The following is a 19,100-nucleotide window of genomic DNA, read 5'->3' on the forward strand; positions in this document are numbered from 1 at the left end:
AAGAAGCGGGGCGATATGGAAAAAGACCAGCGTGCACCGTCCGCCAAGACCATGGCGGGCCCGTTAGCGGCAGGGGAAGGTTTGCCTGGCCTGATGCCGCATGAGGCTTTGCTGGCCGCAATGGGCGGCACGCCGCCCGCGCTGCATGAGGGCAGCGATACCCGCCTTCAATTCGAGCGCGAGCAGGACTACTTCAACGACCTCTACCTGCTGGCGCCGGTCGGCTACTTCGTGCTGGCGCCGGACACCACCGTCCTGCAGATGAATCTGGTGGGCGCCGACCTGCTTGGCCTGCCGCGCAACAATCCCGACCGCATTCCCTTCCGTAGTTTTATCGCCGCGCGTTTCATGGCGGACTTCGACAGCTTTGTGCGCGACAGCCAGCACAGCGGCGAGCCGCAACGCTGTTCGCTGCAAATGACCCGTGGACGGGGCGATCGGGGCTTCCCTGTCACCTTGCTGGGCAGTGGCGCGCCGGGCGCCGAGAGCTTCCGCGTCGTGCTGGAGCTGGCTGAAGGCAAGCTGGCCGCACTGGAGAAAAGCGAAGAGCGCTTCCGCCGCATCGTGCACTCGGCGGAAGAAGGCATCTGGGAAATCGATGCCGCTGCAACGACCAGCTTTGTGAATCCGAAGATGGCGGCCATGCTGGGCTACACCATCGAAGAGATGCTGGACCAACCGCTGGTGCGCTTCATGGACGACGAAGGCCGCTCCATCCTCGAGCGAAATATCGCGCGCCGCCAGCAGGGTGTGGCCGAGCGTCACGAATTCAAGTTCATCCGCAAGGACGGTGTGGAAATGTGGGCGACGCTGGCCACCAATCCCATCTTCGATCCGGACGGCAGCTATATGGGCGCGCTGGCGCTGGTCAGCGATATCACGGAGCGCAAGCTGTCCGCCGAGCTGATCTGGCATCAGGCCAATTACGATGCGCTGACTACGCTGCCAAACCGGAACATGTTCCATGACCGGCTGGCGCAGGAAATGAAGAAAGCCAAGCGCGACGGGCTGTTCCTGGCCTTGCTCTTCATTGACCTCGATCAGTTCAAGGAAATCAACGACAGCCTCGGCCACGAGATGGGCGACAAGCTGCTGGTGGAAGCGGCTTCGCGTATTGCGGCCTGCATGCGCGCGTCCGACACGCTGGCGCGCCTCGGCGGTGATGAGTTTGTGGTGATCCTGCCGGGGCTGGATCAGGTCACCAGCGTGGAGCGGGTGGCGCAGCAGATCGTGGCGTCGCTGAACAAGCCTTTCCAGCTGGGACCGGCCACGGGGTCCGTTTCGGCCAGCATCGGCATCGCGCTCTATCCCTCGGATGCCGACGATCCGGAGCAGCTGCTACGGCATGCGGACCAGGCCATGTACGCGGCCAAGAATGGCGGGCGCAACCGCTACAGCTATTTCACCTCCGATATGCAGGCTGCCGCGCAGCTGCGCATGCGCCTGGCGAGCGACCTGAAGATGGCGGTGACCAATTGCCAGTTCGAACTGTACTACCAGCCCATCGTCAACCTGATCAGCGGACGCATCGAGCGCGCGGAAGCCCTGCTGCGCTGGCGCCATCCGGAGCGCGGTTTGCTGAATCCCGCGGAGTTCATCGGCAGCGCGGAAGCGAATGGCACCATTCTCGATATCGGCGACTGGGTGTTCCGCACGGCCGCGGACCAGGCCAAGCGCTGGCAGGATGAGCTGGGACTGCCATTCCAGATCAGCGTGAACCAGTCGCCGGTGCAGTTCCGTACCAATTCGGTGCCGCTGGAAGAATGGCTGGCCTATGTGGACAGCCTGAAGCTGGCGCCGCGCAGCATCGTGGTGGAGATCACCGAGAGCCTGCTGACTGACCCGGACAGTCCCGTGGTCGAACGCCTGCGCCAGTACCACGCCATGGGCTTGCAGGTGGCGCTGGATGACTTCGGCACCGGCCATTCGGTGCTGGCCCATCTGAAAAAATTCGAGATCGACTACCTGAAGATCGACCGCAGCTTCGTCAAGGATCTGGCGGGCGATTCCGGCGACCTGGCGCTGTGCGAAGGCATCATCGTGATGGCGCACAAGCTGGGCCTGAAGGTCGTGGCGGAAGGCGTGGAAACGGAAATGCAGCTCAGTCTGCTGAAAGCCGCAGGCTGCGATTACGCGCAGGGATTCGTCTACGCTCCGCCGCTGCCGGCAGCGGAGCTGGGGAAGATGGCCTTAGGTCAGGCTTAACAGGGAAATCACGCGGTCGCGGTTGATGCCGACCAGGGCGGAATTCAGCGACACCAGCTGCTGATAGCCCGGGTCCTTGGACAGATTGGCAAACACTTCGGCCATCTGCCCCATGCCCACCAATTCCATGGGCGGCAGGTTCTGGTCGGCGCGCTGGGTAGCGGTAGCCAGTTCCTGGCGTACCTTGGCCAGTGCTGCTTCCACATGCGACAGCGCCTGCGTGACTTGCTGCAGGGTGGCGCGCATCGACTCGATATCCGAAGTGCCCCAGTTTTCCGGCGTGATGATGGGCTGCTGGGCGTCGGCGCGCATGCGGTTCAGCTGGCCCGCCGCGAAGCGGATGCCACCGCCCTGGACGGCCAGCGAGTCACGCACGCCGGGCCAGTTCGCCTCGGCAGTCGAGAACACCAGCTCACCGTCCTTGTTGACGGTGACGCGCACACCCGCCGGTGCCAGCGCCTGGTCGAAGCGGTTGACGATTTCGCCATCGCTCAGGCCTGGCCCCAAGTGTATGGAGCGCAGGCCGGAGGTGCCGCCGCCAACCGAAATTGCGAGGGTTTCGCGGGCGCCGTTGCGCAGATTGGCCAGCGTCATGCCGCGCACGGTGAAGCTCTGCGTGGACGGATCGGTGGAGTAGCCCAGCTGGGAATCCAGGGTGCCGCCGGAAGCCTGGCTGCGATTCTTCCACGTGTCGGCGAACTGGCGCACGCGCTGTTCTACCTGGCCATCGCGCATGGTGCGCGAAGCCAGCTTGGCGGACAGATCGGTCTTCAGAGAGCGCAGCTGGGCCGCGCTTTGTTCCAGGAAGTCAATCGCCTGCTGGGCGCCGGAGATATCGCTCTGCAGCGGCGCGTCCCAATTCGTGATGCCAGTACGCAGTGGGGCAGATTTATTGTCGGCTGCCGCAGCTGCGTTCTGCGCGTCGAGGCCGCCGCCTGCATCGGCCAGCGCGGCGTCGACCGTTTTCGCATTGGCCGCCGGACCGGACGGGCCGGTAGCGTACCCGGTGTTAGCTGAACGTTGGACGATTTCCATGATGTCTGGACTTGCTTACAGTGCGTTGAAGAGGGACAGGTTGGCGATCTTGGAATAAGCCTGGTAGGTCGCCTGCAGTGCAGTATTGTAGCCATTCAGCTGGGTCGCGGCCAGACCGTAATCCAGCTGGCCCATTTCCGTCATGGCCATCTTGTTCGAGAGCGCCACGTTGCTGTGATTGCTGGAAAGCGTTTCCAGCACGTTCTGTGCGCCACCGAAGGTTGCGATCTTGCCCGATACCAGGGACAGGGCGGTGTCGGTGCCGTCCAGCGCTGCGGTCAGGGTGCCGCGGGTGCCTGCATTGTTTGGGTCCGCGCCCGGCTGGCCCAGCGCATCAATGGCGGCGTCGATCTTGTTCAGCCAGTCCTCCACGCCCAGCGCATCGACATTGGCGACCTGGGTGATGCCGTTGCCGACCACCACTTGCTGCTGGCCGTTATTGCCAATATAGGCATAACGGCTGCCCGGTGCGTTGCCTGCGTTGTAAGAAATAGCCGGCGTACTGGTCAAGGTGCCGGAGAAGATGTAGCGGCCTTCCTGGTCCTTGGTGTTGGCGTTGAAGTACACCGAATCGCGCAGCGCGGTCAGGCTGTTGACCATGGAGTTCAGGTCGGCCGGGGTGTTGGCACCGTCGGAAGCCCAGACCAGCAAGTCGCGCGCGGAATTCATGTCGCCCACCATGCCGTCCAGGTAGGTTTCGTTTTTGCTCAGGCGGATCTTTACCGCTGCAATATTGTCGACGTACTGGTCGAGCGTGGCCTGTTCGCGCGTCAGGCGCGAGATGCGCACATTGGTGATCGGATCATCCGAAGGCACCAGCAGCTTATTGCCAGTTGCCATTTTCTCGGTCAGTATCGCCAGCGCGCCCTGGTTGATGTTCAGGGAGCGATCCATGGTCGCCTGGAATTGCATTGATGCGATACGCATGGGGTTCTCCTTAACCGAACATGGACATGGTGGCGTCGAACAACTGGTTCGCCACTGCGATGACCTTCATGTTCGCCTGATACATATTCTGGAACTCGACCAGGTTCATCGCTTCCTCGTCCTTGTTGACCGAGCTGGTGGAAGCCCAGTCGTCCTCGGCCTGCTGGCGGATGGTGGTCGAGGTTTTCAGCAATGCCTGATTCTGGGAGCTGTCAATGCCCAGCTTGCCGACCAGCTGCGTGTCGGCGTCGCCTACCAGCACGTTGCCGATCGAGGTCAGCGTGATTGGCTGGTTCTTGATGTCGATCAGGGCCTGCAGGTTGCCGCTGTCGCCAGGCGTGCCATCCGACGAGAAGGCGAGATCGGAAGCCTTAAAGCCCGCCGATACGCTCATCAAGCCACCCAGGCCGGTCGAGTTAAAGCTGAACAGCGGTGCGCCGGAGCCTACTGGGTTGACGCCATCCGAACCGGCCGCCAGCACATTGTTGACGCCGGCCGACAGCTGCTGGGCCATGTCGAAGATCGACTGCTGCAGCGGCAACAGTTTGTTTTTTTCGTAGTCGCCGAGGCCGCCCAACTGGCCGCCCAGCTTGGTATCGTCCAACGGGAACTTAGTGCCAGAAAAGTCCACGGTCAGCACCGGGCTGCCGCTGGTGTTGTCAATCATCAGGCTGCCCGCATTCTTGCCCATGACCAGCGGAGCGCCGCCTTTGAGCGATACCGTGCTGGTGCCGTCCGGCTGCGCCAGCACTTCGATGCCTGCCAGCTGAGCCAGCTGGTCGATCTGCTGATCACGCTCATCGATCAAGGCCGAGACATTGGTGCCGACGGATGCGGCATTCTGGATACGGCCGTTCAGCGCGGCGATATTGGTGACCAGGGTATTGAACTGCGGCACGATCGATTCGCGCTGCTGGATTACCGAGGTTTCCTGATTGCGGGTCACCGCGTAGATACTGTTGAAGCTTTGCGATAACGCGTCGCCTGCTGTAACCACGGCCTGGCGCAACGGGGTGGAAGTCGGATCGTTACCGGCTGCATTCAGGGATTGGAAGAATTTGTCGACTGCCGTGGAGAGGCTGGTCTGGTCGTCGCCCATCACGCGTTCCAGCTGGGTCATATACGGCTGGATCTGGGTGTACTGGCCCTGGTCCGAGTTCGCACGCCACAGCTGCTGGGACTTGTAGCTGTCTGAGAAGCGCAGCAGGGACGTCACTTCCACGCCATTGCCGGCCAGTTTGGTACCGACACTTGGACCAACAGCGGTCAGCAGTACGCCCTGGCGGGTGTAGCCTTTGGTTTGCAGGTTTGCAATGTTCTGGCTGGTCGTGTTCAGGGCCGCCTGGGCAGCGAGAGAACCGGTCAGTGCATTGTTAATGATGGACATGGGCGATCTATTCCTGTAAGGGCCGGAGGACCTTTGCTCTGAGGCATTCCTGGTCCGTTAACGGTAAAAGGCGACCGGGTATTGCTTGGCATTAAGCCGGAGGCGTCTTTTTCCCAGAAAAAACTGTTTTTTCCGCAATGGAATTGACTGCCGGTGGCGCGGAGGCGGGCTGGGCGGGCAGCAACTGGCGCAGAATGGCATCGGCGACGCCGAAAGCGCGGCGGTGGGACAGCTGGTCGGCCACCAGGTTATCCGCCAGATCCAGCATATCGCTGTTGACGGATTCGGATTGCTGGTCGTGATCTCCCACGGCGCGCGCGGAAGCACGCATCTTGTGCAGCATCTGGCCGATGAAGAAGCTTTCGAATTTGACCGCTGCCTCGGTGGCCTTGGCGCGGTAAGCCTCGTCCGGCTGGGCGACGGGCGCCTGCAGGTTCGGCAACTCGGACTCGGTGCCGAGGCTCTGGGCTAGAGGATTGATGCGGCTGCTATCCATCAGATCACCACCAGCTCGCCTTCGATGGCGCCGGCCTGGTCCAGCGCCTGCAGGATGGCCATGATGTCATCCGGCGTCGCGCCCAGGCTGTTGACCACATCGATAATGGCCTGCAGCTTGGCGCCGGCCGGCCATTTGAACATCTGCGGCGTGCCCTGGTCGACGCTGACATTGGACTGCGGGGTGACCGTGGTCTGACCCTGGCTGAACGGAGCAGGCTGGCTGACCTTGGAGCTTTCGGAAATCACCACTTTCAGCGAACCGTGGGTAACGGCGGCTGCTTTCACGCGCAGACCATCGGCAATCACCACCGTGCCGGTACGCGAGTTGAACACCACTTTCGGCGTTTCGGCGCCCACTTCAACGGGCAGCGATTCCAGCTTGGCCATGAAGGCGACGCGTTGGGTTGGATTGTCCGGTGCGATAACGTCGATGCCGGTGCCGTCAGCCGTGGTGGCGACGTTGCCGAAGCGGCGGTTGATCGACTCCACGATATTGGTGGCGGTTTCGAAATTCGGCGTCTTCAGCGACAGGTGCACCGAAGGTTTGCTGGCGAAGTCGGTCGGTATTTCGCGCTCGATCACGGCGCCGTTCGGAATGCGGCCTGCGGTCGGGGTGTTCACGGTCACCGAGGAGCCGCTTTTGCCCGCTGCGCTCAAACCGCCCACCACCACATTACCCTGGGCCAGCGCATAGGTTTCATTGTCGGCCGCGCGCAGCGGCGTCAGCAGCAGCGAGCCGCCGCGCAGGCTTTTCGCATCGCCCAGCGAAGACACGGTGACATCGATCGGCTGGCCGCGGCGGTAGCCCGGCGGGAACACCGCCGACACCATCACGGCCGCCACGTTCTTGGATTTGGCGTCCTGGCCGTCCGGCATCTTCACGCCGAACTGCTTGAGCATATTGACCACGGACTGGCTGGCGAACTTGACCTGGGTCGAGTCGCCGGAACCGTTCAGACCGACCACCAGGCCGTAGCCCACCAGCGGGTTGTCGCGCACGCCTTCAATCGCCACTAGATTGCGCAGCGCCTGTGCTGCAGAAGCGGGCAGGGCAGTCGCCATCAGGGCGGCGGAGGCGAGGACGGGAAGCATCCAGCGTTTCATTCAATCACCTCAGAAAGGCATCAGGGGGCCGAGGAAGAAGCGGCTCAGCCAGCCCGGCTGGTTGGAATCGGCCAGCGTGCCCTGGCCCGAATACGCGATGCGGGCATTGGCAATGCGCTGCGACGACACCTGGTTGTTGGCATCGATATCGGCCGGACGCAGGAAGCCTTTCAGGCGCACGAATTCCTCGCCCTGGTTCAGGGTCAGGGTCTTCTCGCCGGCGATGCGCAGCAGGCCGTTGGGCAGCACTTCCTGCACGATCACCGTGATGGCACCGGACAGGGCGTTCTGCTGGGTGGCGTTGGCGTCACCCTTGAAGGCATTGGTGGTTGACAGGTCGATGCCGGCTTTCGGGAAGGTCTTGCCCAGCAGGCCTGGCGGCGCCACGCTGTTGGACGAGTCTTTGCCGATGGTGGTGCCGGCGCTCTTCGAGGCTTGCGTCGTTTCTTGCAGAAGCACGGTAACCACGTCGCCGACGCGGAAAGCGCGGCTGTCCGAGGTCAGCGACAGGGTAGTGTCGCCGCTGAACACGCCGCCGGAAGTGCCGCGCGGCATGCTGCTGCGGGCCACCGCGGGTGGTTCGTCCATGGGGCCGGGGCTGACGGGCGCCGGCTTGATGACTGCGCAACCGGCCAGCAGCATCGCGGCCATTGCGCTCAGTTGCGCTTGCAGTTTCATCAGCGTGCCGCCTGCGACAGGTATTGCAGCATATTGTCGGCAGCGGTCAGCACCTTGGTGTTCATTTCATAGGTGCGCTGGGCAGCGATCATGTCCACCATTTCTTCGACCACCTGCACGTTGGAGCCTTCCAGGGCGCCTTGCTTCAGCTTGCCGAACTGGGCGTCGCCCGGATTGCCTTCGGTCGGTGCGCCGGAGGACTGGGTTTCCTGGAACAGGTTGTCGCCCAGAGCCAGCAGGCCGGTCGGATTGATGAACGAGGTCAGGGTCAGCTGGCCAACCTGGGTTGGCGCCACATTGCCCGGCACATTCACCGACACCACGCCGTTTTCAGCGATGGTGATGTTGGTGGCATTGGTCGGGATGGTGATCTGCGGCACCAGTGGCAGGCCTTGCGCATTCACCAGCACGCCGTTCTGGTCCACGCCGAGCTGGCCGGCACGGGTGAAGCCCGGCTCGCCATTCGGACGGCGCACCTGCAGGAAACCATTGCCGATCACGGCCACGTCGTACTTGTTGCCGGTGATCTGGGTGGTGCCGTCGGTGAAGACTTTCTGGGTGCCCACCAGCTGCGTACCGTTACCCAGCTGAACGCCGGTCGGGGTCAGGGTGTTGTTGTCGGCGCGCTGGGTGCCTGGCTGCTGCTCGACGGAATAGAACAGATCTTCGAAGACCACGCGGTCTTTTTTGAAGCCGACGGTGTTGGCGTTGGCCAGGTTGTTGGCGATGGCCTGCAGTTTGGCGTCCTGCGCCTGCACACCGGTCTTGCTGATCCACATTGCTGGATTCATTGTATTTCTCCTATGGGCCTATCAGGCGCTGACGAGGCGGTTGCCGGCGGTGGTCATGTCATCGCTGGCTTTGAACAATTTCATCTGGATTTCGAAGGTGCGGTTCAGGCTCATGGTGGCCACCATCTCTTCGATAGCGGACACGTTGGAACCTTCCAGATGGCCGGCGCGCACCTGCACCGTGTTGTCCACCTGCAGCGGCTGGCCGTCGCGTGCGACCAGCAGGCCGGATTCATTCTTGGTCAGTTCGGATGCTTCGGCTTTCACCAGCTTCAGCTTGTCGATGATCTGCATCTCGGCAGTCGTACCCTGGCCGAGGATGGAAATCGTGCCGTCCTGGCCGATGTCGATCTTGCGGTAAGGCGGCAGGGTGATCGGATTGCCGCCTTCGCCCAGGATCGGCATGCCGTTCACGGTCATGGTGCCGTCGGCGTCCAGGGTGATGGCGCCGGCGCGGGTGTAAGCCTCGCCGGTTGGCCCTTGCACGGCAAAGAAACCATTGCCTGAAATCGAGACATCCAGCTCGCGGCCGGTAGCCTTCAGCGTACCCTGGCGGGTGGTGACGGCATTGGCCTGCAACTGCGTCATATGACGGTCGTCGTAGCCATAGCCCGGCAACTTGGTGGCAGTGGCCAGCTCCAGGTTGGCGCGGAAGCCGGGCGTGTCCATATTCGCCAGGTTGTTGGCGTGCACCTGCTGGCCGCGCAGGGCCCGCTCGGCCCCGCTCATTGCTGTGTAGATCAGCGCATCCATTCAGAGCCTCTTACAGCGCTTGCATCAGCGACTGCATCATCTGATTCTCGGTGGTGATGACTTTCGAGTTCGCCTGGTAGTTACGCTGCGAAGTCATCAGGCCCACCAGCTCGGAAGTGATGTCCACGTTCGAGCCTTCCAGCGTGCTGGTCGACAGAGTGCCCGCCACGCCGGCGCCCGGCACCGAAGTATTCGGAGTGCCCGACTCGTTGTTCGCAGTCCAGCTGGTGTTATCGACCGGGGTCAGGCCTTCTTCGTTGGGGAAAGTGGCCAGCGCCAGAATGCCGATGGCTTGCTTTTCATTGTTCGAGTACTTGGCAATCACGGAGCCGTCAGTGCCCAGTTCCACGCCCACGAAGCTGCCGGAGGCGTAGCCGTCGTTGTGGTTGGTGGAGGTGGTCACTTCGCCCTTTTGCAGGGTGGTACCGAGATAGTCGATGGCAATCGTTGAAGCGTTGGCTCCGGTGTTCGGGAAGGTCAGGGTGGCTTTGGTCGTGGTGGCCACTGGCGTGCCGCCAACCGTTACCAGCTGGCCAGCATTGTCAAAGCCGAGCGCCACGCTGCTGTTGCCAGCGCCGCCAAACGAGCTGCCAGTACCAACCAGCGAGCTGTCATAACCGTCTACGACCGCGTGCACGATCACACCGTTCGTAGCAGGAGAGGCTGGGGACGGGTCCAGGCTGAAATATTGGGTAACGGTGTGGCTGCGGCCCAGCGAGTCGTAGGCCTGCGAGGTTTTCGACCAGTTGTAGCTGTTCGGATCAACGGCGACTGGTGTAGCGGCGCCAGGGTTTGGAGCGACCCAAGGCGAGCTCGGAGCAGTCCAGTCTGGCGACATGTTGGCCACGAATTGCACAGCGGTAGTCGGCTGGGCGGCAAGCATGCCGGTCGGCACTTTGATATCGCCCATCGGACCTGGCGTAGTCGACGGCGGGGTCAGGGAATAGCCCTGCACACGGCGGCCGGAAGAATCGACGATATAGTCGGTGGCATCCTTGTTGAACACGCCGACGCGGGTATAGCTCTGCAGGCCGCTGCTGTCCTTGGTGATGAAGAAGCCGCGGCCATTGATGGCTGCGTCCATGCCGCGGCCTGTGTTCAGCACACCGCCGTTCAGGCCGATGTTCTGGGTGACCGAACCGATCTGGGTGCCGCTTGGCTGCGAACCGGCGTACATCGAGGCGAAGTTGGCGCGGCTCGATTTGAAGCCATAGGTACCGGCATTCGCGATATTGTTACTGATGGAGTCCAGCTGCTGATTGATGGCCTGAATGCCAGACAGCGCGATATCGAAGCTCATGACGGAACCTTTCTTAGAGAACGGAATTGGTGGCAGTCGAGGACTTGCCGTTAAATGCGGTAATGGCGTTCGGCGAGACTTCGCCCACGTTGGCAACGTTCAGTACGACGCTGCCGGCGGTACCGAGCCGTACGCTGTTCAGGCGGCCGGCGACATCCACGGTGCCGGTGCCGGTGCTGGTGACAACCTTGATGTTGTAGCTGCCCTCAGGCAGGCCCAGCGCTTGCGGATCGATCGCAAACGGCACGGTGCCGGCGGCCAGGGTGCCCATAGGGATTGAGGTCTCGACGCCGTTGCTGCCGGTCAGGACCACGGAAGTCTTGGCGCTGGAGGCGTCCAGGGTGAATTCGCCGTTGATCTTGCTGCTGCCGACCTGCACCGTATCGGTGGTTGTCATTACGTCGGAGCCGACTTGGGCGCCCAGCGCCAGTACCTGCATCGATTGCAGCACCGAGGCGTTGGAGCTGGTCAGGTTGGCCAGGTTCTGCAGGGCTTCGGTCTGGGACAGCTGGGTCAGCTGCTGCACGAACTGGGATGGGTCCTGCGGCGACAGCGGGTCCTGGTTCTTGATCTGAGCCACCAGCAGCTTGGTGAACATATCCTTGTCGGCGCTGCCGGTGACGGCGCTGCTGGTACTGGTAGCGTTAGCTGCCTGTGCGGCAGCGTTGGTGAACAGACTGGTTTCCATCGATTAGCCTTCGCCGAGTTTCAGGAGGGATTGCTGCATCGTGCGGATGCGGCCGAGCACTTCTACATTGGTTTCAAAGGCGCGCGAGGCCGACATCATGTCGGTCATCTCGGCCACCTGGTTGACGTTCGGGTAGAACACCATGCCTTCCGCATTGGCCAGCGGATTGCCTGGGTCGTACACCTTGCGCAGCGGTTCCGCGCTTTCGACCACGTCCAGCACCTGCACGCGGCCGCCGTTTTCAGCGTTCGGACCTTCGTTCATGACTGCCGCAAACACCGGCTTGCGCGCGCGGTAGGTTTCGTTTTCGCTGCCAGCGACCGAATCGGCGTTGGCGAGGTTGGAGGCGACAGTATTCAGGCGCACGGTCTGGGCCGCCATGGCCGAGCCTGCAATCTGGGAGATGTCCTTGAAGCTCATGAGTGGCCTTATTGTCCGTTGATCGCCTTGGCGATGCCCTTCAGCTGCATATTGATGAAGGTCAGGCTGGTCTGGAAATCGGTGGCATTCTGCGAGAAGGCCGCCTGCTCGACGCCGATCTCGACGGTGTTGCCATCGCCGGTCGGGTGGTAGGGCACGCGGTACAGCGGATCGCTGTCGCCGTCCAGGGCCAGTTCGCCGTTCGCTTGTGCTTGCACTTGGGCAAGAGAAGCAGAAAAGTCGATATCCTGAGCCTGGAAGCCGGGAGTGTTTTCGTTGGCAATATTGGATGCCAGGATGCGGGTCCGTTCGGCCCGCAGATGGAGTGCGTCGCCGTGAAGGCCGACTGCGTCTTTGAAATTGATGCTCATTTTTGCTCCTCTGTGATTCGCTGCGGGTAGAATGCGACCGTGCGTTTCTGCAGAAAGATCCAAGTAAAGGTATTGCCTATGCCCAACAAACTTATTGTACCCGGTTTTTTTACCTTGTTGCTCACTGGCATCTTTCAATCTACAGCTTTTTCTGCGATTTTCCCTGAGCAAACCTTAGCGAAACTGCAAGAGACTGCGCATGCGGTGTTGAAAAATCAGGCAGAATCGGCGGGTCTGATCGAACCGAAATTCGACATCGAGGTGGTCAAAACCACCCGTCCGTTGCCCAGTTGTCCGACCTCCGTCACTGTGGAAACGCTGGATTCACGCAGCATGAACCGCATGCGCCTGGTAGCTGTTTGCCAAGGTGAGCAGGGGTGGAAATACGAGTTTGTCGTTCGTGCAAAAGTGTCAGCAAAGGTAGCAATTGCGGCAACGGATTTAATAGCTGGGAAGATTTTGTCGCCTTCTGATGTGTTGCTGGAGCGCCACGACATCACCGGCATGCTGGATAGCTTTTCTGACCTGACTACGGTAGAGGGAATGTCTGCCCGTCGCACCATTCATAGCGGTGATGTTTTGCGCCAGAACATGCTGGTGGCGCCACCTCTGGTCAAACGTGGCGAGCAGGTGCGCATTGTGGCAAAACGTGATCAGATTGAGGTCAGCATGGCGGGCGAAGCGCTCGATACCGGCGCGCGCGGTGCGACCATTCGTGTGCGTAACAGCAGCGGCACCACGATCCGCGCCCGCGTCACCGACCAGGGCACGGTGGAGCCGGCAGACTTGCCGCCGCAGTGATGCAAGCATACGGCGGATCAATGATCCGCCCTACGGGAGCGCCGAGTCTGGCGTAGGGCGGGTCATTGACCCGCCACGGCTCAGTTGCCGCGGCGTGCAATGCGGGCCGCTAAGCCCGCCAATTTCTCGGCGTAGGAAGGATCGGTGGCGTAACCACCTTGCGCCAGCCCGCGCGCGAAGGCGCGTGCGTCGGTGCCCGTATTGAGCGCGTGCTGGTAGCGCGGATTATCGCTCAGCATATCGCCATAATCGCGGAAGGCAGCGGCCTGGTCCGGATAGCTGCGGAACTTCTCGACGCGCTTTACAGCCGCGCCGTATTCGTATTCGGTGGTCATGCTGGCCGCCACATCACCCTGCCATTGCGCATTGGCCTTGATGCCGAACAAGTTGTTGCTATCGCTGCCATCGGTGGCGCGCAGCGGACGCTGGCCCCAGCCGGATTCCAGCGCCGCATGGGCCGCGACGATATCGGGCGAGACACCGAGACGCTGGCCCGTTTCTTCCGCATAAGGGCGGATCGATTCCAAAAACTGTTCCTGCGCGGTGCTGTCGATGCCTTCGGTGGTGCCGCCAATGGCGCGTGCCGCGTTCAATTTGGCGCGCAAGGCAGCGCCGTCCACGTTCAGCTGGCTGGCCGAGCCGCCTACTGAGCCCGTGCTGCTGCCGTTGGCCAGGTAGGCGTTGACATCCGCCTGAACCGCGCGGAAGGTGGTCGAGAAAGCTGCGCTCTGGCCGCTGCTGCTGCTGAAGGCTGCGGGCAGGGCGGGGCGCGCAGCAGTCATGTTCGACTGCGTTGCGGCGGTGGCCGCCGTGGCGCGGGTCGGCGCCATGAAAGCGGTGAAATCAGGCCGGCTCATAAGTCTGGTCGTCGCCATGCAGCACGCGCTGCATGATCGTAAATTGTTCGGCAAGCAGCTCGGCATTGCGCTTGCCCAGTTCTTTCGCTTTCAGCACCATCGCTTCCAGGGCCTTCCAATCGGATTCCAGGCGTGCGCGCGGCTCAGGCTTGAGCAGGGCGAACACCTGCAGCATGCTTGGCTGCGGGCCGGTGAGACGGACAGCGAGATCGAAACGCTGCTTGCGGCGATCGTCCATCATGGCGGCAAGGGTGCCGATCGCCTCGGCGATCTCGCCCAGGCGCACACTCTGATGGCGAATGGCGGCATCGAACTGCTGTTCGATCAGGTCCAGCATCGACTGGTAGTCCGCCATGTCGGCGGCAATACCGTCCAGCAGGAGCTTCATTGCCTCCTGGCGCGACATCTGATTCACTTTTCGCCCCGGTGGAAACGCTGGATCAGGCCAGCCAGTTTGCCGGCATCAAATGGCAGTTCGCCCTTGGCCAGGGCGTCACGCAGCTGAGCCACACGTTCGTGGTCGATGTCCGGCATGTCTTTCATGGCTTGCAGGGCAGGTTGCAGCACAGCCGACTGCAGCTCAGCCTTTTCAGCGGACGGTGCGGGCGCGCGTGCGGCCTCCGCCGGCGCCGTATCGGTGACGGTCTGCACGGCTACGCCGCCGGGCGTGGAGCTGGAAATTCTCATACGGTTGCCTCTCGTCTTCTCAATTGCCATTGCGCTTGCCCTTGCCTTCCAACAGCTTGTCACGCAGCTGCTGTAAAACGTTGCGGTCCGGCAGGGCCTCGTCGAGATCCTGCTGCAACTGCGATTTGGAACCCGGCATGCCGAACATCGAGGCAACTGCTTCGGCCTGGCCCTTGGTCAGGATCAGCAGCTCGATACGGCGGTTGACACCGGCGTCGGCGCGCTTGGGATCAAGCGGCGCGCGATCGGCCATGCCTACCACCTGCAGCACGCTGTCTTTCGGCATATTCCCGGCCAGCAGCTGGGATCGCGCCGCCATCGCCCGGTTGGACGACAGGTTCCAGTTCGAGAACGCGGAATGGCTGGTATCCGCATATTGTAACGAATCCGTGTGGCCCACGATCAGCATCTGGTTTTCCATCTTCGCGAACAGCGGCCCCATCTGGTTGAGCAGCTTGGCGAATTTCCCCGTCGGCACGGCGCTGCCGCGCACGAACATGCCCTGGTTGTCGGTGTCGTGCAGCATGACGCGCAGGCCATAAGGCGTGATCACGTACTGCACATTTTTCTCCAGGCCCTGTTCCTCGCCCATCTTGGTCAGGGTTTTCGCCAGCAGCGTAAGGTCCTGCGGCGTTTCGTAGTACACGCGCTGCTCGGCTGTTTGCTGCGGCACTTTGTTGAAGCCCGAGGTAGCAGTGCCGTCGACGTCAGTATTGCCGGTGCGTGGCATAGGGAAACGCTCGATCAGCGAACCGCGCGGGCCGCCGATCTGCTGCGGCATCACGCCCTTGCCCTGGTCGGTCTTGTTGCCGTCGGCTTCGGTCAGGATCTGTTCCAGGCTTTCGGTATTACGCGACGCCATCAGCCACAGCACGAGGAACAGGCACATCAGTGCCAGACAGAAGTCGGCGAACGCTACCTTCCAGGCGCCGCCGTGTTCATCGTGAGCATGCTTGCCACCGCCACGCTTGACGATGGTTTGCTCGTGGTGCTTATCATGCGGCTTTAGCACGTCCACCTCCACGGCGCGAGGAATCCGGCTCGGCGTCGCGGCCTTCCAGTGCATTGATCCAGCCTTCAAGCTGGGCGAAGCTCGGCTTGATGTTGAGCTGCACCAGGCGGCGGCCGGCGTCGATGGCCAGCAGCGGTGGCTTGCCGGCGACGTGGGTTACCAGCACCACTTTCACGCATTCCATGGTGGAGGCTTCCTGATTCACCAGCTGTTTCAGCATGTTCGAAATCGGGTCCAGCAGGCCGTAGCAGAAGAAGATACCAATGAAGGTACCGACCATCGCGCCGCCCACGTGCTCGGCGATCTCGGCCGAGGTGGCGCCTTCGCCCACGCCGCCCATGGTGATCACGATGCCCAGCACCGCAGCCAGAATACCGAAGCCCGGCATCGCTTCGCCGATCTTGTTGATGGATTTGGCCGGCTGGGTCAGTTCTTCGTGGATGGCTTCCAGTTCCTGCTCCAGCACGCCTTCCAGTTCGTGGGCGTTGATCTTACCCATCGCCATCAGGCGGAAATTGTCGACGATGAAGGCCAGCAGTTTCGGCTCTTCCAGCACCAGCGGATAACGCTGGAACAGCGGGCTTTCCTTCGGCGCTTCCACGTGAGCATCGAGTGCCTTCAGGCCGCCGGCGGCGAGCTGCAGCAGTTCATACATCAGCAGCAGCAACTGACGCTGGAATTCAGAGTCGTACTTCTTGCGCGAGATGATGTGCTTGAGCTGGGAACCGGCTTCCTTCAACACGTGCATCGGATTGCCGAGCACGAAGGCGCCCATGCCGGCGCCCGCAATCACGAACAGCTCGTAAGGCTGCCAGATCGCGTGGAAGGCGCCACCCATCATGGCGTAGCCGCCAAAGATACTGCCGAAGACGACCAGGATACCGAATAGTTGCTGCATGATTCTCTACCTTTTAGATTATTGTCCTGTGGGGCTCGGCTCTCAGGCCTGCAGCACCGCCTTCATCTTGTTCAGCGCCGCCTTGTTCAGCTGGCAGACGCGGGCGTCGGTCAGATCCAGCACGGCCGCGATTTCCTTGTAGCTCAGCTCGAATTCGTAATACATCTGCACCACGCGCTGTTCGCGCTCGTCCAGGCCGTTCAGGGCCTGTTCCAGGCTGCGGCGCAGCATCAGCTGCTCTTCCGGGCCGGACACCGAATTGCTGTCGGCCAGGGTGTCCTGCAGTACCTCGTCGAAGCTGGCGATCAGCTCGGCGTTCTCGTCCAGCTGATAGGTCATGTATTCGTCGGCCGAGATGCCCAGGCCGGCAATCGCTTCCTTCTCGCTCGGCTCGCGGCCCAGCTTGCGCGTCAGTTCGCGCACCGCGTCGCGCAGCTTGTGGCTTTGCTGGCGCACGGCGCGCGGGCGCCAGTCCTGGCGGCGCAGCTCGTCCAGAATCGCGCCGCGCACGCGCAGGCTGGCATAGCTGCCGAAAGCCTGGTCCGGCTCGCCATAACGGCGCAGCGCTTCGAGCAGACCCATCAAGCCGATCTGCTCCATATCGTCACGGTCGATGGCGCCCGCCACCTGGGAATTCAGCTGGCGCACGATGCGCTTGACCAGCGGCGCATACGCCAGCAGGTGCTTCTGTTCCTCGGCGGGGCTGAGCACGGCGGCCGCGGCTGCTTCGCCGTAGCCTTCCGTGTAGGCCACCTCTTCTACATAAGCCATGGATTACTCCAGGATCAGCTTGCCGATCATGACTTCCTTGAAGGGACGTTCGCGCTGCTCTTTGGCATAGACTTCATCGAACGCCTTGTTCAGTTCTTCCGCAAACTGGTCGATCGTCATGGTGGATGCCTTTTCCATCGGCAGGGCCGACAGGGCACGCACGGCGACGCTGCGCAGCAGCGGCAGGTTTTCCTTCGCTTCTTTTTCCTGGTCCGCGCTGGTGGACACCACCAGGTCGGCCGACATGTAATGGGTCACGGTATCGCCTGGATTACGGCGCAGCATGACGATGACTTTTTCCACCGTCAGATACTTGACTGGCTTGTTGTCCTTTTTCTCAGCCACTTCGGCCTTGCGCGAGTCGCCCGAAGCGCTCTTGCCGTCGGACTTCAGCAGCCACACGGCGCCGCCCGCAGCTCCCGCTGCGATTAGGCCCACTGCTGCCAGGACGATTACCAGTTTCTTGTTCATCTATCGATTACTCCCGCTCAGACATCATGGCAAAGGTGGTGGGCGAGTCGTCGCCCTCGTTGAGTGCACGGCCGGGGCCGTTCTCTTGTTGTTCGCGGCCTTGGCGCGCATTGCCGCCGGCGTTATCTGCCAGGCTGCGGCCAGCACTTGCGCTGACGGTCACGGCCACTTCGGTGAACTGGCGCTGCGACAGGTCCTGGCGCATGGTGTCGCCGATGTTGTTCAGCTGGCGCAGCACTTCGCTGTGGCTGGCCGACAGGTTCACCTGCAGCGCGCCGGCGCTGTGGCGGATCGAAATCTCGATGCTGCCCATATTCGGTGGTTCCAGGCGGATGGTGGCGTTCTCGCTGCCGCGCTGCAGTTGCAGCTGCAGGCGATCGCCCAGCGCGGCGCGCAGCGGTTGCTGCCATTGTTCCGGTGCGCCGCTCAGCTTGACAGTGTCGCTGCCTTGCGTGGTCGTGCTGGTAGTGGCAGCCATCACGTTGCGGAATGCGGTGGCGTCGCCGCCGACGGACGTGGTATCGGCTTTCGCGGCGCTGGTGTCGGCTTTAGTGGACGCTGCGCTCAGCGCACTGGCGAGGTCGCCCGCCGTTGAGGTGGCCGGGGCAGCTGCGCGCTCCGGTGATGCAGGAGCGACTGGCACAGGCGCGGCTTGCGCGGCAGCCAGATCGTCGGCAGCGCTGTTACCGTTGCCGGCGGTAATGGCATTGGCGGCCGCCTGGCGTGCGGCGTCGGCTGGTTTGGCTGCGCCATTTGCAGTCGCGGAAGCTTGTGCAGCCAGCAGCGCTGCGGCGTTGGATGCGCCGCCGGACAGGGCGAAGATCGCGCTGTTCAAAGGGCTGTTCTGTTGGGCAGCGACAGACGCGACAGCCTCATCGCCGGCGGTGCCAGCGGGGTTGGTGCCGTCACCTTGCTGCTGCTGGGCACCAGCGCCGGTCGGCAGTGGCAACACCGCAAAGTTTGGCAGCATGGCAGCCAGGTTGTCTGGTGCGTCGGTGCCAGCCGTGGTGGCTTGCGCATCTTTGTCGCTGGCTGGATCGGCAGGCTTCTCTTCAACTGGTGCGGCGGCCAGATCGAGCAGTTGAGCGAAGGCGGGCAGGCTGGCCGGGACGTCGCTTGCGCGCTCGCCGGCTTGCACATCGCGCGCGTCGGCTGGCGCAGCATTGCTTGCCGCGGAGTTGGCTGGCGCAGCGGCCCGCTTGGCGGAAGCCTGGGGCGCGGCCGGCTTGGCGGCGCTCTGCGCCGTGGCAGGGCGCGCGGCCTTGCCCGCGCCGGATGCGGGTTTATTGTCGCTGGCCTTCGGTTTGTCGGAGTGCGCGGTGCCTGGCACTGCGGTGCTGGCCCTGGCGGCGGACGACGCAGGATTGGCGGCTGGCGCCGGCGTGGCCGGAACGGCCGCGAAAGCCTTGGAGGCGGCCGACGCCGCGTTGTTTGTGCTCATGGTCA

Annotated in this window: 22 protein-coding genes; 2 read left to right on the forward strand and 20 right to left on the reverse strand. The window is 62.5% G+C overall.

Annotated features, from left to right (window positions below):
• Positions 1-15 precede the first annotated feature (15 nt).
• Positions 16-2,205, forward strand: coding sequence for a putative bifunctional diguanylate cyclase/phosphodiesterase (locus tag AB4Z19_RS03655; protein WP_442034310.1), 2,190 nt, complete (start codon positions 16-18; stop codon positions 2,203-2,205).
• On the opposite strand, the gene AB4Z19_RS03660 is transcribed toward AB4Z19_RS03655, so the two are convergent.
• The 12 genes from AB4Z19_RS03660 to flgB all read right to left on the reverse strand — a co-directional run bounded on the left by AB4Z19_RS03660 (position 2,191) and on the right by flgB (position 12,157).
• Positions 2,191-3,240 carry a hypothetical protein gene (locus AB4Z19_RS03660; RefSeq protein WP_442023197.1) on the reverse strand — a complete coding sequence of 350 codons (1,050 nt, stop codon included), beginning with the start codon at positions 3,238-3,240 and terminating at the stop codon, positions 2,191-2,193. The genes AB4Z19_RS03655 and AB4Z19_RS03660 overlap by 15 nt on opposite strands.
• Positions 3,241-3,255: 15 nt before the next feature.
• Positions 3,256-4,167 carry a flagellar hook-associated protein FlgL gene (gene flgL / locus AB4Z19_RS03665; RefSeq protein WP_442034312.1) on the reverse strand — a complete coding sequence of 304 codons (912 nt, stop codon included), beginning with the start codon at positions 4,165-4,167 and terminating at the stop codon, positions 3,256-3,258.
• A 10-nt stretch (positions 4,168-4,177) separates the two neighbouring features.
• Entirely contained in the window at positions 4,178-5,554 is a 1,377-nt protein-coding gene (gene flgK / locus AB4Z19_RS03670) for a flagellar hook-associated protein FlgK (protein ID WP_442023200.1), read from the reverse strand.
• 91 nt (positions 5,555-5,645) lie between these two features.
• On the reverse strand, positions 5,646-6,050 hold the full coding sequence (locus AB4Z19_RS03675; RefSeq protein WP_442023202.1) for a rod-binding protein: 405 nt from the start codon (positions 6,048-6,050) through the stop codon (positions 5,646-5,648).
• A complete protein-coding gene (locus AB4Z19_RS03680) occupies positions 6,050-7,156 on the reverse strand; it encodes a flagellar basal body P-ring protein FlgI (protein ID WP_442023204.1) in 1,107 nt (368 codons plus the stop codon). Before AB4Z19_RS03680 ends, AB4Z19_RS03675 begins: the two co-directional genes overlap by 1 nt.
• A gap of 9 nt (positions 7,157-7,165) precedes the next feature.
• On the reverse strand, positions 7,166-7,834 hold the full coding sequence (flgH, locus tag AB4Z19_RS03685; RefSeq protein ID WP_442023205.1) for a flagellar basal body L-ring protein FlgH: 669 nt from the start codon (positions 7,832-7,834) through the stop codon (positions 7,166-7,168).
• Positions 7,834-8,625 (reverse strand): flagellar basal-body rod protein FlgG, encoded by a 792-nt coding sequence (flgG, locus tag AB4Z19_RS03690; protein WP_442023207.1) that lies wholly within the window; start codon positions 8,623-8,625, stop codon positions 7,834-7,836. The genes flgH and flgG overlap by 1 nt, the downstream gene beginning before the upstream one ends.
• A gap of 21 nt (positions 8,626-8,646) precedes the next feature.
• The gene (flgF, locus tag AB4Z19_RS03695) at positions 8,647-9,378 is read right to left on the reverse strand and encodes a flagellar basal-body rod protein FlgF (RefSeq protein ID WP_442023209.1); all 732 of its coding nucleotides are present in this window, start codon (positions 9,376-9,378) and stop codon (positions 8,647-8,649) included.
• A gap of 10 nt (positions 9,379-9,388) precedes the next feature.
• On the reverse strand, positions 9,389-10,678 hold the full coding sequence (locus tag AB4Z19_RS03700) for a flagellar hook protein FlgE (protein ID WP_442034314.1): 1,290 nt from the start codon (positions 10,676-10,678) through the stop codon (positions 9,389-9,391).
• Between the two features lie 13 nt (positions 10,679-10,691).
• Entirely contained in the window at positions 10,692-11,366 is a 675-nt protein-coding gene (locus tag AB4Z19_RS03705; protein WP_442023211.1) for a flagellar hook capping FlgD N-terminal domain-containing protein, read from the reverse strand.
• Positions 11,367-11,369: 3 nt separating this feature from the next.
• Positions 11,370-11,786, reverse strand: a complete 417-nt coding sequence (flgC, locus tag AB4Z19_RS03710) for a flagellar basal body rod protein FlgC (protein ID WP_442023213.1) — start codon at positions 11,784-11,786, stop codon at positions 11,370-11,372.
• Between the two features lie 8 nt (positions 11,787-11,794).
• Positions 11,795-12,157 carry a flagellar basal body rod protein FlgB gene (gene flgB / locus AB4Z19_RS03715; protein ID WP_442023215.1) on the reverse strand — a complete coding sequence of 121 codons (363 nt, stop codon included), beginning with the start codon at positions 12,155-12,157 and terminating at the stop codon, positions 11,795-11,797.
• A 78-nt stretch (positions 12,158-12,235) separates the two neighbouring features.
• Between flgB and flgA the strand changes: the two genes are divergently transcribed.
• Positions 12,236-12,958 (forward strand): flagellar basal body P-ring formation chaperone FlgA, encoded by a 723-nt coding sequence (gene flgA, locus AB4Z19_RS03720; RefSeq protein ID WP_442023217.1) that lies wholly within the window; start codon positions 12,236-12,238, stop codon positions 12,956-12,958.
• A gap of 80 nt (positions 12,959-13,038) precedes the next feature.
• Here the strand turns inward: flgA and AB4Z19_RS03725 are convergent, their stop codons facing one another.
• The 8 genes from AB4Z19_RS03725 to AB4Z19_RS03760 are packed head-to-tail and all read right to left on the reverse strand — an operon-like array spanning position 13,039 to position 19,095.
• Entirely contained in the window at positions 13,039-13,815 is a 777-nt protein-coding gene (locus AB4Z19_RS03725; RefSeq protein WP_442023219.1) for a glycoside hydrolase family 73 protein, read from the reverse strand.
• Positions 13,802-14,203, reverse strand: coding sequence for a flagellar export chaperone FlgN (gene flgN / locus AB4Z19_RS03730; RefSeq protein ID WP_442023220.1), 402 nt, complete (start codon positions 14,201-14,203; stop codon positions 13,802-13,804). Before flgN ends, AB4Z19_RS03725 begins: the two co-directional genes overlap by 14 nt.
• Positions 14,204-14,226: 23 nt before the next feature.
• Positions 14,227-14,502 (reverse strand): flagellar biosynthesis anti-sigma factor FlgM, encoded by a 276-nt coding sequence (gene flgM, locus AB4Z19_RS03735; RefSeq protein ID WP_442023222.1) that lies wholly within the window; start codon positions 14,500-14,502, stop codon positions 14,227-14,229.
• 19 nt (positions 14,503-14,521) lie between these two features.
• Positions 14,522-15,514 (reverse strand): flagellar motor protein MotB, encoded by a 993-nt coding sequence (locus tag AB4Z19_RS03740; protein ID WP_442023224.1) that lies wholly within the window; start codon positions 15,512-15,514, stop codon positions 14,522-14,524.
• Entirely contained in the window at positions 15,498-16,412 is a 915-nt protein-coding gene (gene motA, locus AB4Z19_RS03745) for a flagellar motor stator protein MotA (RefSeq protein WP_442023226.1), read from the reverse strand. Before motA ends, AB4Z19_RS03740 begins: the two co-directional genes overlap by 17 nt.
• Positions 16,413-16,454: 42 nt before the next feature.
• Positions 16,455-17,183 (reverse strand): FliA/WhiG family RNA polymerase sigma factor, encoded by a 729-nt coding sequence (locus tag AB4Z19_RS03750; protein ID WP_442023227.1) that lies wholly within the window; start codon positions 17,181-17,183, stop codon positions 16,455-16,457.
• 3 nt (positions 17,184-17,186) lie between these two features.
• Positions 17,187-17,654, reverse strand: a complete 468-nt coding sequence (locus AB4Z19_RS03755; protein WP_442034316.1) for a flagellar basal body-associated FliL family protein — start codon at positions 17,652-17,654, stop codon at positions 17,187-17,189.
• A 7-nt stretch (positions 17,655-17,661) separates the two neighbouring features.
• On the reverse strand, positions 17,662-19,095 hold the full coding sequence (locus tag AB4Z19_RS03760) for a flagellar hook-length control protein FliK (RefSeq protein WP_442034318.1): 1,434 nt from the start codon (positions 19,093-19,095) through the stop codon (positions 17,662-17,664).
• Between the last annotated feature and the right edge of the window lie 5 nt (positions 19,096-19,100).

Origin of the sequence: Pseudoduganella sp. RAF19, from assembly GCF_052114165.1 — a bacterium.
Lineage (GTDB): Bacteria > Pseudomonadota > Gammaproteobacteria > Burkholderiales > Burkholderiaceae_D > Rugamonas.

Coding starts and splice junctions, on each gene's coding strand:
- AB4Z19_RS03700 (WP_442034314.1), bottom strand. CDS start 10,678: ATGAGCTTCGATATCGCGCTGTCTGGCATTCAGGCCATCAATCAGCAG.
- flgB (WP_442023215.1), bottom strand. CDS start 12,157: ATGAGCATCAATTTCAAAGACGCAGTCGGCCTTCACGGCGACGCACTC.
- flgH (WP_442023205.1), bottom strand. CDS start 7,834: ATGAAACTGCAAGCGCAACTGAGCGCAATGGCCGCGATGCTGCTGGCC.
- AB4Z19_RS03660 (WP_442023197.1), bottom strand. CDS start 3,240: ATGGAAATCGTCCAACGTTCAGCTAACACCGGGTACGCTACCGGCCCG.
- flgF (WP_442023209.1), bottom strand. CDS start 9,378: ATGGATGCGCTGATCTACACAGCAATGAGCGGGGCCGAGCGGGCCCTG.
- motA (WP_442023226.1), bottom strand. CDS start 16,412: ATGCAGCAACTATTCGGTATCCTGGTCGTCTTCGGCAGTATCTTTGGC.
- flgA (WP_442023217.1), top strand. CDS start 12,236: ATGCCCAACAAACTTATTGTACCCGGTTTTTTTACCTTGTTGCTCACT.
- flgC (WP_442023213.1), bottom strand. CDS start 11,786: ATGAGCTTCAAGGACATCTCCCAGATTGCAGGCTCGGCCATGGCGGCC.
- AB4Z19_RS03760 (WP_442034318.1), bottom strand. CDS start 19,095: ATGAGCACAAACAACGCGGCGTCGGCCGCCTCCAAGGCTTTCGCGGCC.
- AB4Z19_RS03680 (WP_442023204.1), bottom strand. CDS start 7,156: ATGAAACGCTGGATGCTTCCCGTCCTCGCCTCCGCCGCCCTGATGGCG.
- AB4Z19_RS03725 (WP_442023219.1), bottom strand. CDS start 13,815: ATGAGCCGGCCTGATTTCACCGCTTTCATGGCGCCGACCCGCGCCACG.
- AB4Z19_RS03675 (WP_442023202.1), bottom strand. CDS start 6,050: ATGGATAGCAGCCGCATCAATCCTCTAGCCCAGAGCCTCGGCACCGAG.
- flgN (WP_442023220.1), bottom strand. CDS start 14,203: ATGAAGCTCCTGCTGGACGGTATTGCCGCCGACATGGCGGACTACCAG.
- flgL (WP_442034312.1), bottom strand. CDS start 4,167: ATGCGTATCGCATCAATGCAATTCCAGGCGACCATGGATCGCTCCCTG.
- AB4Z19_RS03750 (WP_442023227.1), bottom strand. CDS start 17,183: ATGGCTTATGTAGAAGAGGTGGCCTACACGGAAGGCTACGGCGAAGCA.
- flgG (WP_442023207.1), bottom strand. CDS start 8,625: ATGAATCCAGCAATGTGGATCAGCAAGACCGGTGTGCAGGCGCAGGAC.
- flgK (WP_442023200.1), bottom strand. CDS start 5,554: ATGTCCATCATTAACAATGCACTGACCGGTTCTCTCGCTGCCCAGGCG.
- AB4Z19_RS03755 (WP_442034316.1), bottom strand. CDS start 17,654: ATGAACAAGAAACTGGTAATCGTCCTGGCAGCAGTGGGCCTAATCGCA.
- AB4Z19_RS03655 (WP_442034310.1), top strand. CDS start 16: ATGGAAAAAGACCAGCGTGCACCGTCCGCCAAGACCATGGCGGGCCCG.
- flgM (WP_442023222.1), bottom strand. CDS start 14,502: ATGAGAATTTCCAGCTCCACGCCCGGCGGCGTAGCCGTGCAGACCGTC.
- AB4Z19_RS03705 (WP_442023211.1), bottom strand. CDS start 11,366: ATGGAAACCAGTCTGTTCACCAACGCTGCCGCACAGGCAGCTAACGCT.